We start from the raw sequence: 14,909 nt of genomic DNA, 5'->3' as shown, positions 1-14,909 counted from the left end.
CGACCGCTCCCGACCCCGCGTCTCATCCCGATCCGGCCAGCGTCGACACCGAACCGATCCCCGGCACCGCGGCACCCGCCGACGCCGCAACCCCCACGATCCTGCTGGTGTCGGGCACCCACGCCGACGCCCTCGCCGACGAGTTCGGCCGGTACCGCCGCGACTACCACGTGCGTTGCGTGGCGTCGGCGATCGAGGCGATCGTGGCACTCGGTCAGCTGGCCGGCCGTGGTGATCCGGTGGCGCTCATCGTCGCCGATTCGGAGTTGCCCGACATGCCACTCATGGAGGCGCTGCACACCTTTCGCTCCATCACGCCGACCGCACGCCGCGTCGTCGCCATCGCCTGGGAGACCTTCGCGGTGACCTCGGCGGCACTGCGTCCGGCGCTGCGCAAGGGCAAGTTCGACACCTTCCTGCTGATGCCGCGCGGCGCCCGCGACGAGGAGTTCCACTACGCGATCACCGAGATGCTGTCCGACTGGGGCTCGACCATCGCCGCCCCGGTCGTCGAGGCCGTCCGGATCATCACCGACGAGCCGACCGCACTGACCCTCGAGATCCGGGACATGCTCGACCGTTCGGGCATGCCGCATCGCACCTATCCCCCCGACAGTCCGGCCGGGCGTGAGGCGCTCGCCGCGTACGTGCCCGAGCCCGACGATCCCGACTCCGCACCGTCGTTCCCGCTGCTCCAGTCGATGATCAGCCTCAACCACGGGCTGGTCATCGCACCGTCGTCGGCCCGCGAGGTGTCGGCCATGCTCTACGGGCGGCCCTCGGATGTGGACGAGGAGGCGGTGGTGGATCTGGCCATCGTGGGCGCCGGCCCGGCCGGTCTGGCGGCCGCGGTCTACGCGGCCAGCGAAGGACTGTCGACGGTGGTGATCGAATCGTCGGTGATCGGCGGGCAGGCCGGCACGAGTTCGATGATCCGCAACTACCTCGGTTTCCCGCGCGGGATCTCCGGGATGCGGCTGGCCCAGCGGGCCCGGGTGCAGGCGGTGCGCTTCGGTGCGCGGTTCTACTCCGGGTGGCCGGTCCACAGACTCGAACTCGGCGGCCTCGAACCGGGCGGCCTCGAACTCGGCAGCGAGCACACCCCGCACCGCCTCGTCACCGACGGCGGCGATGTGCGCTCGCACGCCGTCCTGATCAGCAGCGGCGTCGACTACCGACGGGTCGGCGTCGACTCACTGGAGGCCTTGGTCGGCGTCGGCGTCTTCTACGGCGCGGCGATGTCGGCGGCCCGCGAGATGGAGGGCCGCGACGTGATCGTCGTCGGCGGCGGCAACTCGGCCGGTCAGGCGGCCATCCACCTGGCCCGGTTCGCGCGGTCGGTGACGATCGTGGTCCGCCGCGATGACCTGTCGGCCACCATGTCGCAGTACCTGATCGGCGAGATCACCTTCCATCCGCGCATCAGCGTGTGCGGTCGATGCGAGGTCGTCGACGGCGGCGGCGACGGTTCGCTGGACTGGGTGACGCTGCATCATCGCGACACCGGCGAGGACGAGCGACGCGCCGTCGGCGGGCTGTTCCTGCTGATCGGTGCCGAACCGCACTGCGAATGGGTCTCCACGGAGATCGCGCGCGACGATCACGGCTTCGTCCTCACCGGCCGCGACGTCCCCAAGAACCGATGGGCCGACGGCCTGCCCCCGGCGAACCTCGCGACCAGCGCCGCGGGGGTGTTCGCCGCCGGCGACATCCGCGCCGGTTCGATGAAGCGGGTCGCGTCGGCATCCGGTGAGGGCGCGAGCGTGGTGCCCCTGGTCCACGAGTGGGTGGAGACCTGCGTGCGGGCCTGAGCCCACCCGGCGACGCCGCCCTTCGTCGGAGCCGGTCTACCGCACATCCTTGGTCAGGTGAACCAGTGCGTATCCACCCGAGGTCGGTGTTCGGTGTGTCTCCCGGAAACCGACTCTGGCGTACAGCCGCAGGTTGCCGACGCTGCGGTCGCCGGTGAACAGGCGCATCTCGCCGACTTCGGGAGGCAGCCGCTGCTCGGCCAATGCCAGCAGCCGGCTACCCAGACCCTGGCCCTGGACATCCGGAGCGACGACGAGCCGGCCGAGTTCGGCGATCGTCGTCGCGGGATCGACGGTCACCCGGACGGCGCCGACGAGACGCCCGTTGGTGTCCCGGAGCCCCAGCGCCAGGACGTTCGACGCCGAGAGCTCGGTCGTCACCTCGTCCGGCGACTGCACCAACGGGGGTCGCCAGACATCGTCATGCGCCTGGGCCTCGGTGACGTAGGCGGCACGCTGCAACGTGAGCAACTCGCCGGCGTCGGATGCGGACAGGATCACCACGGCGGTTTCCATGACAGCCGATCAAGTCAGAGCGTCACGGTCGGACCGCCCGCACACCGCGCGTCGAGACCCGGGCGCGATCGACTCAGTCGAGCGAGGCGAGGAATTCCCGGACCCGTGGCCAGGTCTCGCGGGTCGCGGCATCACCGGCGATGAGACCGAGGTGACTGGTCTCCACGGTCGCGAAATGGACCTGCTCGGAGTCGGCGAACAGGTCGACTCCGTGCCGGGCGGCGGCCCAGCTGACGATCGCGTCGCGGTGGCTGCCGAACAGCTGGATGGGTGCGGTGATGGACGTCAGGTCGACGAGCCTGCCGTCGAAATTGAGCACCCCGGACGCGAGTTCGTCGCGGTAGATGAAGTTCTCCCACATCTGCAGCGATACCTTGCCCGCATATCCCGGCATCGTCGTCTGGAAACGGTCGATCACCTGCATCCGCGCCAGCGCATCGGTGTCGTGGGCGTTGCGCATGATGTAAGCGGGTTTCTTCAGTTCCCGCTCCCACGCCGTCGCCCGGTAGGCGAGCCGCACCAGCGGTGCCGGGATGCCGCCGAGGGCGCGCAGCGCACCGGAGATCAGGGTGCCGCCGGTCGGCTTCATCAGCGTCTTGACCAGCGGATACGGCGGAACCTTCGCGTAGTCGAGGGGCGTGCCGATGGCGGTGATCGACCGGATCGGCAGTTCCGGATGCGCGGCCGCGGTCAGGAACGTGATCGTCCCGCCGATGCTCCACGCCATGAGATCGACGAGGTCGCCCGTCGACGACGCGGACGCCTCGTCGCCACCGTGATAGTCGGCGAGAACCCGGCCGACGGCCTGGGGCACGATGTCGTCGAAGTAGTCGGAAAAGCCCATGTCACGGTCGGCGCGCCCGACGTCACCGAAGTCGACGACGTAGGGCACCCGTCCGTCCTCGAGCAGCTTCGCCACCACCGACTGCCCCGGGCCGAGGTCGTAGCAGCGGGCCGACACCGCCAGCGGCGGTACCAGCAGCACCGGGGGACGACCGGCGACGCGCGCCGCGGCACGATCGGCGTCACTGCCGTATCTGCGCAGTTCCCGGTGCTCACCGGTGTGCAGGACGGTGTGCTCGGTCTGCACGTCGGGGGCCACCTGGTGGCCTCCCAACATCCGCAGGACGAGGAGCGCACCTTCGGCGGTGGACGGCGCCTCGTTGTCTTTCGGCGCGATTGCGGGGCTCGACATCCTGGCGAATCTACGCGACGCACCCATCGGCGAGGCGGCAGCCCTTTAGGACGCGTGCTCGCGGGACTCGTCGTCGTCCCAGAAGTTGACGGCGTCGAGACTGCGGATCAGCCGATCGCGGGCGTCGGCGAACCGGGCGTGGATCTCGGTCCGGATCGAGGCCTCGTCGCCATCGCGCAGAAAACCGATGAGTCGGCGGTGGCTGGCGACGGCCTGGCGGCCCCACTCCGGATCGTGCGCATAGAGCTGATGCGGTGAGTACTTGTTGGCCTCGAACAGGAACCAGGCGAGTTTCTTGCTGTGCGCCATCAGATTCACGTGACGGTGAAAGGCGAACTCGCGATCGAGGACCCGATCGGCATTGCCGGTGTCGACGGCGGCCTCGAGTTCATCGACGATGGTCGCCAATTCCGTGAGGCTGCGCGCCAACTCCGGATCGGCGATGGCGTGGGTCGCCAGGCGCGCCGACAACTCGGCCTGCATCCAGAAGAGGTCGACGATGTCACCGCGTTCGAGATTCTCGACGATGAACCCGCGATGAGGGGACGACCGGACCAGACCTTCACCCCGCAGCGTGACCAACGCCTCGCGGACCGGCGTGACGCTGCATCCGAGCGCGGACGCTGTCTCGTCGAGCCGGATGAACTGACCGGGACGGATGTCTCCGGTCATGATCCGGGTACGCAAGTGGTCGGCGACCTCATCGGTGAGCTGTTTACGACCGAGCCGCACAGCTGCCATCGCCTTGTCTCCTCTCGTCATCCCCGACCGCACTTCCCCTACCGAACCTTATTGTCTCGTGCCCGAATTCGTCGATGCGTTCCCCGATCGGGACAACCGAACGGGCATTGCGCGTCACACGATCGCCCTGTCGTGACGGAGTCGTGTGCCGGCCGATGGCGTACCGCCTGCGCCGCGGGATCGCGATGCGCGTCTGCGCGTTGGTGAGGACCGCGGTCGCCTCGTCGAGATCGGGCAGGTAGGTGGTGGCCATGGACGTCTTCTTTCTCGCGAGGCCGGACCACGAGCGCGTCCGCCCGGGTGACCGACCGAGTCGCCGGGTGCCCGCCAAGCGGGTGCCGTGGACGACGGCGACTCCTGTGCCGTAGTGGTGCTCCGACGATCATCCCGCAGAGGAGTGTCCGCTTGTGACTGATATCTCAGGTTCTGCCGGTCAGGCTAACATACTTAAAATATTAAATGTAGAGTCGCGCTCAGCGGCCGGTTCTGGCGACCGGGCATACTCATCGTCGATGACCACTCACGACCCGAGCGCAGCGCCATCCGAGGACACCGGCGCCGTCGCCGTGGTGGGCACCCTCAATCTCGACCAGGTGGTCCGCGTGGATCGACTTCCGGCCGACTCCGAAACCGTCCTCGGCCTGACGCAGACCGAACGGCCCGGCGGCAAGGGCGCCAACCAGGCCCTCGCCGCCGCCGGACGCGCCCGGGTGGCGTTGGTCGGCGCCGTCGGCGACGACGCCGCGGCCGAGACGATGCTGACTCATCAGCGATCCGCCGGCGTCGACGTCGACCACATCCACCGCGCCGAGGGCATCAGCGGACGGGCCGTCATCGAGGTCGACGCGCACGGCACCAACCGCATCATCGTCCTGTCCGGCGCCAACGCCGACCTGCCCATCGATCACACGCTCACCGCGCTGGATGGACTCGATCCCGACGTCGTCCTGACCCAACTCGAGTGCCCCATGGCGATCACCGAGGCGGTGGCCGACTGGTGCCGCGGCCACCGGCGACGATTCATTCTCAATCCCAGTCCGGTTGCGCCGCTGAATGATTCCATTCTCGCCATCGCGGATCCGGTGATCGTCAACGAGGTCGAGGACGCCTACTACGGCGGTCCGGAGAAGCTGGGCTCGACGTGTCGCAGCGTGGTGATCACCCGCGGCGGCGACGGGGTCGTCGTGATCGACGACGCGGGTGAACATCACATCGAGGTCCGCGCCGTGACGGCCACCGACACCACCGGTGCCGGCGACGTCTTCGCCGGAGTCCTGGCCGCCCATCTCGCCGGTGGCCTCGACCTCCTGGCCGCTGCCCGGCACGCGGCAAGCGCGGCAACCGAATTCGTCGAGCGCGGTCCGACGGCACACTGAGCCAACCCGACCGCCTCGTTCATACACGCACCCGTTGACAGCGCTCACCTCAACGCTGACAGCGCCCTCTCCAACGCTGACAGCGCCCAGGTTCGAGGAAGACGGGACACAAGAGCCACCTGACGAACATGCGTCCACAGCCAATCCCTCGTAACCTCGGCCCCATGACGTCCGACCACACCCGCCACCTGATTCGGTACGGCGGGACCTTCTCACCCGAGCTGATAGCCCGCGCGGAGGGCAGCTTCGTCTACACCGCCGACGGCCGACGCATCCTCGACTTCACCTCGGGGCAGATGTCGGCGATCCTCGGGCATGCGCACCCGGAGATCGTCGCGACCATCTCCCGGCAGGCCGCCACCCTCGATCATCTCTTCAGCGGCATGCTGTCCGAGCCTGTGCTGGAACTGGCTGCACGTCTGTCGGATTCGTTGCCCGATCCGCTTGACAAGGTGCTGCTGCTGACCACTGGTGCCGAATCCAACGAGGCCGCGATCCGCCTGGCGAAACTCGTCACCGGCAAGCACGAGATCGTCTCGTTCGCCCGCTCCTGGCACGGCATGACGCACGCGGCGGCCGCCGCCACCTACAGCGCGGGACGCGGCGGCTACGGTCCGGTCGCCGCCGGCAATTATGCTCTGCCGACACCGGATTCGTTCCGTCCCGACTTCACCCACGCCGACGGCACCCTCGACTGGGAACGGCAACTCGACTTCGGATTCGGTCTCATCGACGCGCAGTCGGTGGGTTCGCTGGCCGCCTGCATCGTCGAACCCATCCTGTCCTCCGGCGGGGTCATCGACCTTCCGCCGGGTTATCTGGCTGCGCTGCAACGCAAATGCCGGGAACGGGACATGCTGCTGATCCTCGACGAGGCGCAGACCGGGCTGTGCCGGACCGGCACCTGGTACGCCTTCGAACGTGACGGTGTCGTCCCCGACATCATCACCCTCTCCAAGACCCTGGGCGCCGGCCTGCCCCTCGCGGCCACCATCACCAGCACCGAGATCGAACAGGCCGCCCACGACCGCGGCTTCCTGTTCTTCACCACCCATGTCTCCGACCCGCTCGTCGCCGCCGTCGGCAACACCGTGCTCGACGTCCTCGAACGCGATCACCTCGATACCCGTGCGACACACGCCGGAAAACTGTTGCGCGACGGCCTGCTTCGTATCCAAGACCGCCACAGTGTGGTGGGTGACGTCCGCGGCCGCGGGCTGCTGCAGGGACTCGAGCTCGTCGATTCTGACGCCGACCGCCTCGGCGCCCAGGTCACCCGCCGCTGTTACGACCTCGGATTGCACATGAACGTCGTCCAGTTACCCGGCATGGGCGGCACCTTCCGAATCGCGCCGCCGCTGACCGCCTCCGACGACGAGCTGGAACTGGGTCTGTCGATCCTGGAGCAGGCCATCGCCGAACTCGACGCGTGACCCGGCAGGTCAGCCGTCCTTCGCGTCGAGAGCCGCGGCCACCTCGGCGGGGAATCCGCCGGTGGCCACCGGTCCCCACGACGTCGGGGTGATGCGGATGACCGATTTGTTCTGCACCCGCATCGCCTCGCGGTACTCGTCCCAGTCCGGGTGCTCACCGGAGATGCACCGGAAGTAGTCGACCAGCGCGTCCTCGGCCTCGGGCATGTCGAGGACCTCGGCGGTGCCGTCGACCTGCACCCACGGGCCATTCCATTCATCGGAGATCACGCACACGCTGACCTGCGGTCGCCGTGCGGCATTGACCGTCTTGGCACGAGCGGGATAGGTCGCGATGACGATGCGGCCCTGCGCGTCCACACCACCGCTGACCGGCGAGAGTTGCGGCGCGCCGGAGCCACGGGTGGTGAGCAGGAGCATCTTGTGGCGAGGCGTGACGAAGTCGATGAGTTCGGCCTTCTCGACGTCGGTGGCGGTGGCGATGGTTCTGGGCATACCGCCACCCTAACCATGGGCACGGCCCCGATGGACCGGAGAACACCGATGGACCGGAGACCACAGCACAGCGCATTGGCGGCCGTCATCGCCGCGGTATCGAGGACCGTGGCGTTCGGCGACATCCGCACCAACCCGGGCTTATGGTGTGACAAACCCATCTACGAAGGAGAGCCCGCTATGTCTGAATCTCCTGTCGCCACCCCTCCCGCCGCGTCACCGACCCTGCGGGAGTTGACCGTTCGGGGCATCATTCTCGGCGGCCTGATCACCCTCGTGTTCACCGCCGCGAACGTATACCTCGGCCTCAAGGTCGGTCTCACCTTCGCCACAGCCATTCCCGCAGCGGTGATCTCGATGGCCGTTCTGCGGTTCTTTGCCCATCACTCGATCATCGAGAACAACATCGTCCAGACGATCGCCTCGGCCGCGGGCACGCTGTCGGCGATCATCTTCGTCATCCCGGGCCTGGTGATGATCGGCTGGTGGACCGGATTCCCCTACTGGATCACGATGGCGGTCTGCGCCGTCGGCGGCATCCTCGGCGTGATGTACTCGATCCCGCTACGCCGCGCACTCGTCACCGGCTCCGACCTCCCATATCCGGAAGGTGTTGCCGCAGCAGAGGTTCTCAAGGTCGGCGAGACCGAGGCGGGCGCGGAGAGCAACCGCGCCGGCCTCATCGCGATCATCGCCGGATCGCTCGGATCGGCGCTGTTCGCGTTGCTGGCCAAGATGCGGATCGTCACCGACTCGTTGGGTGCATACCTCAAAATCGGTTCCGGTGGAACTATTTTCGGCGCGAGCCTATCGCTGGCCCTGATCGGTGTCGGGCACCTCGTCGGCCTGACCGTCGGCATCGCCATGCTCGTGGGTCTGATCATCTCCTACTTCATCCTGATGCCGATCTACTCGTGGGGTGACTTCACCGCATCCACCGGCGCCATCGGCGACGTCCTCGACACCGTCTTCTCCGACGACGTCCGGCTCATCGGCGCGGGCGCGATCGCCGTGGCGGCGGTGTGGACCCTGATCAAGATTCTGCGGCCGATCATCACCGGCATCTCCAATGCCCTGACGTCCTCGCGTTCACGACGCGCGGGGGTCACCGTCGACATCACCGAACGCGACATCCCGATCACCTACGTCGGGGCCACCGTCGTGGCGATGCTCATCCCGATCGGATTGTTGCTCTGGGACTTCGTACACACCCCCGCGTCGGGGCAGTCCACCAACCCGATCGACGGGTCGTCGGGCGGTATCATCTCCGTCACCATCCTGTTCGTGGTGACCATCGGTCTGGTCATCGCCGCCGTGTGCGGCTACATGGCCGGCCTGATCGGTTCGTCCAACAGCCCCATCTCGGGTGTCGGCATCCTCGTCGTCATCATCGCCGCGGTCCTGGTGAAGATCGTCTACGGGACGGCGTCGGGCAGCGAAATCGACGCGCTCATCGCCTACACGCTGTTCGCCGCCGCGATCGTCTTCGGCGTCGCCACCATCTCCAACGACAATCTCCAGGACCTCAAGACCGGCCAGCTCGTCGGCGCCACACCGTGGAAGCAGCAGGTCGCGTTGATCATCGGCGTCCTCTTCGGGTCGATCATCATCCCGCCCATCCTGGAACTGATGAACAACACCTTCGGCTTCGCCGGGATGCCCGGAGCCGGCGATGATGCCCTGTCGGCACCGCAGGCCCAGTTGCTGTCCACCCTGGCCACCGGCGTCCTCGGCGGTTCGCTCAACTGGAGCCTCCTCGGGATCGGCGCACTCATCGGGATCGGCGTCATCATCGTCGACGAGGTACTCGGTCTCACGACTCGGCGGCTGCGGGTTCCGCCGCTCGCCGTCGGCATGGGGATGTACCTGCCGATGTCGTTGACGTTGGTCATCCCGATCGGCGCGATCCTCGGTGTCTTCTACAACAAGTGGGCCGATCGTTCCGGCGGCGACGCCGAGCAGAAGAAGCGGATCGGCGTGCTGATGGCCACCGGCCTGATCGTCGGTGAAAGCCTCTTCGGTGTCATCTTCGCCGGCATCGTTGCGGCCACCGGCGACGATTCTGCACTCGCCGTCGTCGGCGACGGCTTCGAGAATTACGCGATCTGGCTCGGCGTCGTCTTCTTCGTTCTGCTCGTCGGCGGACTGTACAAGTACGCGCAGCGCCTCGCGAGCGCCGGCGGCACGCCCGGCCCGAAGGCGGACATGACCAAGCGGCTCTGAGCCACTGCGTCAACCGGTCCACGGTAACTGCACGCTCGACTCCCGTTTGCGCGCAATGCATTCCGCGCAAACGGGAGTTGCGCGCGGAGCTACCCCGACGACGCCGGCGCCAGGATCGCGGCGACCATGCGCTTCATCTGCATCCCCCAGTAGTCGTCGAGCGGCGCCTCGGGCCGCATCAGGGTGTGCAGAATGGCCGCGCCACCGAGCATCTCGATGAGCAGAGTGGCGTCGACGTCCGCACCGATGGCACCGGCGTCACGCGCGGCCTCGAGCCGCACGCCGACGGCCCCGAAAACCCCGCCGAAGCCTTCGAGGACCTGCCGATGCAGTGCCGGGTCGGCGGCCATGTCGGCGATCAGGCCGGGTAACGCGGCGCGGGTAACCGGGCTGCCGAACACCTCGCGCACCTCGGCGATCATCGAGGCGAGGTCGGCGTCGAGGTCGCCGGTTTGTGACACCAGCGTGGTGAATCGGCGCAGGGTCGCGTCGTGCACGAGATCGGGTTTACCCGTCCACCGACGATAGATGGCCGTCTTGGTGGTCCCGGCGCGTTCGGCCACCGCCGACATCGTCAACCGGGCGTATCCGACATCGACGAGGAGCTCACGGGTCGCGCCGATGACTGCCCCGTCGATCGCCTCATCGCGAGGTCTCCCGGCGGATTTCCGGATTTCGCTGCGCGGGGACACCTGGTCTGCTGTCATAACGCAACCGAGCGTAGCGGAATCGGGGCGAATGGAGCATCATGACCGAATCGGCATCCTCGACGGGCACTCCCACCGTCGACACCCATGTGGATCCTCTCCAGCGCTCGGCGCGCGACACCTCGTCGCTCGCCGACACTCTCGCGGACTGGATCGCCGTCCGGGCACCCGATCGTGGTCGCCCGGACCTGCACATCGACGCCGGCGGCGACGCGAACGGCATGTCGTCGGAGACCATCATGGTCGACGCCCGTTGGCCCGGTGAGCAATCTCCGGAGCGTTGGGTGATGCGGATGGCGCCACGGGCAGAGGACATCCCGGTCTTCGACACCTACCGCCTCGATCATCAATACGAGGCGATGCGCCGCGCGGCCGCGGCCACCGCCGTGCCGATTCCGCAAGTGCACTGGCTCGAACCGACCGGCGACGTGGCCGGCTCTCCGTTCTTCCTGATGGACCGCGTCGACGGTCTGGTACCGCCGGATGTCATGCCATACACCTTCGGCGACAACTGGCTCTTCGACGCGTCGACGGAAGAGCAACGAGTCCTGCAGGATTCGACGGTGCGCCTGATCGCCGAGCTGCATTCGATACCCGACGCAGCCGCCACCTTCGACTTCCTGCGCGATGGTGGACCGCCATCCGACACCGACCTCGGCAGCCGGTTCTCCTGGCTGGTCGAATGGTACGAGTCGTCGGCTGCCGCGATCGGCCGTTCGCCTCTCGTCGACCGCGCGCTCATCTGGCTACGGGAGAACTTCCCCACCGACGCGGCCGCCCGCCCCTCGGTGCTGGTGTGGGGTGACGCCCGCATCGGCAACGTGATCTATCGGGACTTCGCACCGGTGGCCGTACTCGACTGGGAGATGGCCACATTCGGCCCACGGGAACTCGATGTTGCCTGGATCATCTTCGCCCACCGGGTATTCCAGGAGCTGTCCGGCCTGGCGGCCCTGCCCGGCTTGCCGGACTTCATGCGCGAGGACGACGTCCGCGCCACCTACCGCGACGCGACCGGCGTCGAACTCGGTGATCTGCAGTGGTTCTCGGTGTTCGCCGGCGTCATCTGGTGCTGCGTCTTCATGCGTGCCGGCGCGCGACGCGTGCACTTCGGGGAGATCGACCCGCCCGGCGACATCGACGCCGAACTGTTCTATCACCGTATCCTGCTCGAACGTCTCATCACCACACCCGAGGAAGGACACTGATGCTCGGCCCCGCCGACGAGTTCCCGATTCATCAAGTACCCCAACCGATTGCCTGGCCCGCAAGCTCCGATCGCAACTTCTACGACCGCTCCTACTTCAACGCGCACGACCGGAGCGGTGAGATCTTCCTGATCACCGGCATCGGCTACTACCCGAATCTGGGCGTGAAAGATGCGTTCGTACTGATCAATCGAGGTGGTGACGCCCAGACCGCGGTGCACCTGTCCGATGCGATCGACGCCGATCGCCTGCACCAGCACGTCGGCGACTACCGCATCGACGTCACCGATCCCCTGCATTCGCTGCACATCTGCCTCGCCGAGACCGAGGGCATCGAGATCGACCTCACCTTCACCGGGCTGTTCGACGCCCTGCAGGAGATGCCGCACCTGATGCGCACCGGCCCCAAGGTGACCCTCGACGCCCAGCGCTTCGCCCAGGTCGGCACGTGGCGGGGCCGCATCGTCGTCGACGGCGAGGAGATCACCGTCAACCCCGCCACCTGGATCGGCACCCGCGACCGGTCCTGGGGTATCCGGCCGGTCGGCGAACCCGAGCCCGCGGGTCGCCCGGCCGATCCACCCTTCGAGGGCATGTGGTGGAACTACATCCCGATGGCCTTCGACGACTTCCAGCTCGTGCTGATCGTGCAGGAATCCCCGGATGGCTTCCGCACGCTCAACGACTGCAGCCGGGTGTGGAAGGACGGCCGCGTCGAGCAACTGGGCTGGCCTCGGATCACCGTCCGCTACCGTCCGGGTACCAGGATTCCGACCGGCGCCACCATCGAGGCCACCGACCCGTCCGGGGCGGCCGTGCACCTCGAGGTCACGTCGCGGCTGGCGGTACCGATCCACGTGGGCGGCGGCTACGGCGGCGATCCCGACTGGACGCACGGGGTGTGGAAGGGCGCCGATTTCACCGAGCGTCGCACGTACTCGCTGTCCGATCCGGCCGTCGCGGGCCGCATCCCGTTCGGGGTCATCGATCACGTCGGACACGCGATCTGCCGGGAGGCCGACGGCACCACCCGCGACGGCTGGGGACTCTTCGAGCACGGCGCGCTGGGCCGCCACGATCCGTCGGGTTTCGCGGACTGGTTGTCGGTCGCGCCCTGAGTTCTGCGCCACACCGCTTGCCTTGTACCCCCGGGGGTATATACCCTCGGGGGTATGAGAATTGTTGTCGTCGGCGGTGTCGCCGGAGGTATGAGTGCGGCGGCCCGTGCTCGGCGTCTCGACGAGCATGCCGAGATCATCGTCCTCGAACGCGGTCCGCACCCGTCGTTCGCCAACTGCGGGTTGCCGTACTACGTCGGCGGTGAGATCGCCGACCGCGACGAACTCCTGCTGCACACGCCGGAAACCCTCGCCGAGACACTGAACCTCGACGTCCGGGTCAACCACGAGGTGATCGCGGTGGACCCGGACACCCGTCGGGTGCGCGTGGCCACCGCCGGCGGCATCGACGAGATGGCCTACGACCACCTGATCCTGGCGCCCGGAGCGCGCGCCGTCCGCCCGCCGATCCCCGGCCTCGACGCCGAATGCGTCACCACGTTGCGCACCGTCGGCGACGCCGTCGCCCTGCGCGAACGCGTGCTCGACGGCGCACGGCGCGCCGTGGTCCTCGGTGCCGGCTTCATCGGCGTCGAGGCGGCCGAGGCCCTGCGCCTGCGTGGCCTCGAGGTGGCCCTCGTCGAACTCTCCGACCACGTGCTGCCGCCCCTCGAACGCGAGTTGGCCTCCGCCGTGCGCGATGAACTGACCCGCCTGGGCATCGCGGTTCACGACGGTATCGCCGCTACCGAGGTCGAATACCATGGCGCCACAGCCGATTCCGATGACCCGACCGCGACGGTGATCCTGTCGGACGGCACCCGGATTCCCGCCGATGTGATCGTGCTGTCCATCGGCGTCATCCCGGATACCGCCCCCTTCGAGGCCGCCGGCGTGGCCTGCGAACGCGGTGCGATCGTCGTCGACGAGCATGGCCGGACCAACCTCGACCGCATCTGGGCCGTCGGGGATGCGACGGTCTCCACCGATGCGGTCACCGGTATGCGACGCCCCGTCGCCCTGGCCGGGCCGGCCAATCGCGCGGGCCGGCAGGTCGCCGACGCCATCCTCCGACCCGAGACCGCCCGGCCGATCCCGGCCCCCTTGGGCACGGCGATCGTCCGCGTCGGCGAGCTCACCGCCGCCCTCACCGGCGCCAACCGGTCAGCTCTGGATGTGTCCGGAATCGATTATCGGACAATGCATCTGCATCCGAACAGTCATGCCGGGTACTTCCCGGGGGCCGAACAGATCAGTCTGATGCTGCACGTCCGCGCGGGTGACGGACTCCTGCTGGGCGCCCAGGCGGTCGGTCTCGACGGCGTCGACAAGCGAATCGACGTGCTCGCCACAGCGATCCGCAATCACATGAGCGCCGCCGATCTGATCGATCTCGACCTCGCCTACGCGCCGCCCTACGGATCCGCCAAGGATCCGGTGAACCTCGCGGGCATGATCGCCGACAACATCGCCACCGGCACCGTGCGACTCTGGCACGCCGCCGACGTCGACACCGTCCTCGTCTCGTCATTGGTGCTCGACGCCCGCTCGGCCGACGAGTACGCCGGCGGACACCTGCCCGGAGCACTCAACATCCCGCACACCGAGATTCGTGAGCGGATCGAGGAGGTCCGGGCGGCCGCCGACGGCCGGCCGGTGCGCGTCTACTGCCACTCGGGCATGCGCTCATACCTGGCCACCCGCGCCCTGTCCGCGTCCCTACCCGACGTCGCGAATCTCTCCGGCGGGATGCTGACCTTCCTCGGCTGGTTCGGTGCGGCGGCCGCCGACCACATCGTGGCCGACGAACGCACCACCGCCTGACCTCGCACCATCACACCCACCCCATCTCACCGACCCCCCATCTTCACCAACCCCGAGGAGTACCCATGTGCCAACGAACGACCTGCCGGAAATGCGGAAAGGCCAGCTGGCGAGGCTGCGGTAATCACGTCGACCAGGTGATGCGCGGCATCCCGCAATCGCAACGCTGCCAAGGGCATGCGGGCGAGCCGGGCATGTTCGCTCGGTTCTTCGGCAAGGGCTAGACACACACGCCAGGCGCGGCTCAGACCCGTTCTTCGCCTACCCGGCCAATCCGCCGGCAGTGGGTGACGACGACACCATCGGGGCACGATCGAGTGCC

Annotated in this window: 13 protein-coding genes and 1 pseudogene; 8 read left to right on the top strand and 6 right to left on the bottom strand. The window is 67.9% G+C overall.

Annotated features, from left to right (window positions below):
* Window positions 1-56 precede the first annotated feature (56 nt).
* Entirely contained in the window at window positions 57-1,811 is a 1,755-nt protein-coding gene (locus ACWDPV_RS23345) for an FAD-dependent oxidoreductase (RefSeq protein ID WP_348806333.1), read from the top strand.
* Between the two features lie 36 nt (window positions 1,812-1,847).
* On the opposite strand, the gene ACWDPV_RS23340 is transcribed toward ACWDPV_RS23345, so the two are convergent.
* The 4 genes from ACWDPV_RS23340 to ACWDPV_RS23325 form a co-directional block, all read right to left on the bottom strand.
* Window positions 1,848-2,327: a GNAT family N-acetyltransferase gene (locus ACWDPV_RS23340; protein WP_348808910.1), complete on the bottom strand. Its 480-nt coding sequence runs from the start codon at window positions 2,325-2,327 to the stop codon at window positions 1,848-1,850.
* A 73-nt stretch (window positions 2,328-2,400) separates the two neighbouring features.
* Entirely contained in the window at window positions 2,401-3,522 is a 1,122-nt protein-coding gene (locus ACWDPV_RS23335) for an alpha/beta hydrolase (protein WP_425476192.1), read from the bottom strand.
* Between the two features lie 45 nt (window positions 3,523-3,567).
* On the bottom strand, window positions 3,568-4,263 hold the full coding sequence (locus ACWDPV_RS23330; RefSeq protein ID WP_348806252.1) for a GntR family transcriptional regulator: 696 nt from the start codon (window positions 4,261-4,263) through the stop codon (window positions 3,568-3,570).
* A complete protein-coding gene (locus ACWDPV_RS23325; protein WP_449744876.1) occupies window positions 4,238-4,516 on the bottom strand; it encodes a hypothetical protein in 279 nt (92 codons plus the stop codon). Before ACWDPV_RS23325 ends, ACWDPV_RS23330 begins: the two co-directional genes overlap by 26 nt.
* A 259-nt stretch (window positions 4,517-4,775) precedes the next feature.
* On the opposite strand from ACWDPV_RS23325, the gene ACWDPV_RS23320 reads away from it, so the two are divergent.
* Both ACWDPV_RS23320 and ACWDPV_RS23315 read left to right on the top strand, forming a co-directional pair.
* Entirely contained in the window at window positions 4,776-5,639 is an 864-nt protein-coding gene (locus ACWDPV_RS23320; RefSeq protein WP_449744875.1) for a ribokinase, read from the top strand.
* A 164-nt stretch (window positions 5,640-5,803) separates the two neighbouring features.
* Complete coding sequence (locus tag ACWDPV_RS23315; protein WP_449744874.1) at window positions 5,804-7,072, top strand: aspartate aminotransferase family protein; 1,269 nt, start codon at window positions 5,804-5,806, stop codon at window positions 7,070-7,072.
* 9 nt (window positions 7,073-7,081) lie between these two features.
* Here the strand turns inward: ACWDPV_RS23315 and ACWDPV_RS23310 are convergent, their stop codons facing one another.
* Window positions 7,082-7,567: a PPOX class F420-dependent oxidoreductase gene (locus tag ACWDPV_RS23310; RefSeq protein ID WP_449744873.1), complete on the bottom strand. Its 486-nt coding sequence runs from the start codon at window positions 7,565-7,567 to the stop codon at window positions 7,082-7,084.
* Window positions 7,568-7,747: 180 nt separating this feature from the next.
* Here ACWDPV_RS23310 and ACWDPV_RS23305 point away from each other — a divergent pair, with 180 nt between their 5' ends.
* Window positions 7,748-9,790 (top strand): OPT family oligopeptide transporter, encoded by a 2,043-nt coding sequence (locus ACWDPV_RS23305; RefSeq protein ID WP_449744872.1) that lies wholly within the window; start codon window positions 7,748-7,750, stop codon window positions 9,788-9,790.
* Window positions 9,791-9,879: 89 nt separating this feature from the next.
* On the opposite strand, the gene ACWDPV_RS23300 is transcribed toward ACWDPV_RS23305, so the two are convergent.
* Window positions 9,880-10,497, bottom strand: a complete 618-nt coding sequence (locus ACWDPV_RS23300; RefSeq protein WP_449744871.1) for a TetR/AcrR family transcriptional regulator — start codon at window positions 10,495-10,497, stop codon at window positions 9,880-9,882.
* A gap of 41 nt (window positions 10,498-10,538) precedes the next feature.
* Between ACWDPV_RS23300 and ACWDPV_RS23295 the strand changes: the two genes are divergently transcribed.
* From ACWDPV_RS23295 to ACWDPV_RS23280, 4 genes and pseudogenes are all read left to right on the top strand, one after another.
* Window positions 10,539-11,705, top strand: coding sequence for a phosphotransferase family protein (locus ACWDPV_RS23295; RefSeq protein WP_449744870.1), 1,167 nt, complete (start codon window positions 10,539-10,541; stop codon window positions 11,703-11,705).
* Entirely contained in the window at window positions 11,705-12,823 is a 1,119-nt protein-coding gene (locus tag ACWDPV_RS23290) for a hypothetical protein (RefSeq protein WP_449744869.1), read from the top strand. Before ACWDPV_RS23295 ends, ACWDPV_RS23290 begins: the two co-directional genes overlap by 1 nt.
* Before the next feature lie 54 nt (window positions 12,824-12,877).
* Window positions 12,878-14,587: an FAD-dependent oxidoreductase gene (locus tag ACWDPV_RS23285; protein WP_449744868.1), complete on the top strand. Its 1,710-nt coding sequence runs from the start codon at window positions 12,878-12,880 to the stop codon at window positions 14,585-14,587.
* Window positions 14,588-14,837: 250 nt separating this feature from the next.
* A pseudogene (locus tag ACWDPV_RS23280) lies at window positions 14,838-14,909 on the top strand (CbtA family protein); the annotation flags it as partial.

Source organism: Gordonia sp. NPDC003504 (assembly GCF_053587995.1).
Note: the sequence above shows the minus strand (reverse complement) of the source record. Positions and strands in the feature narration are given on the sequence as shown.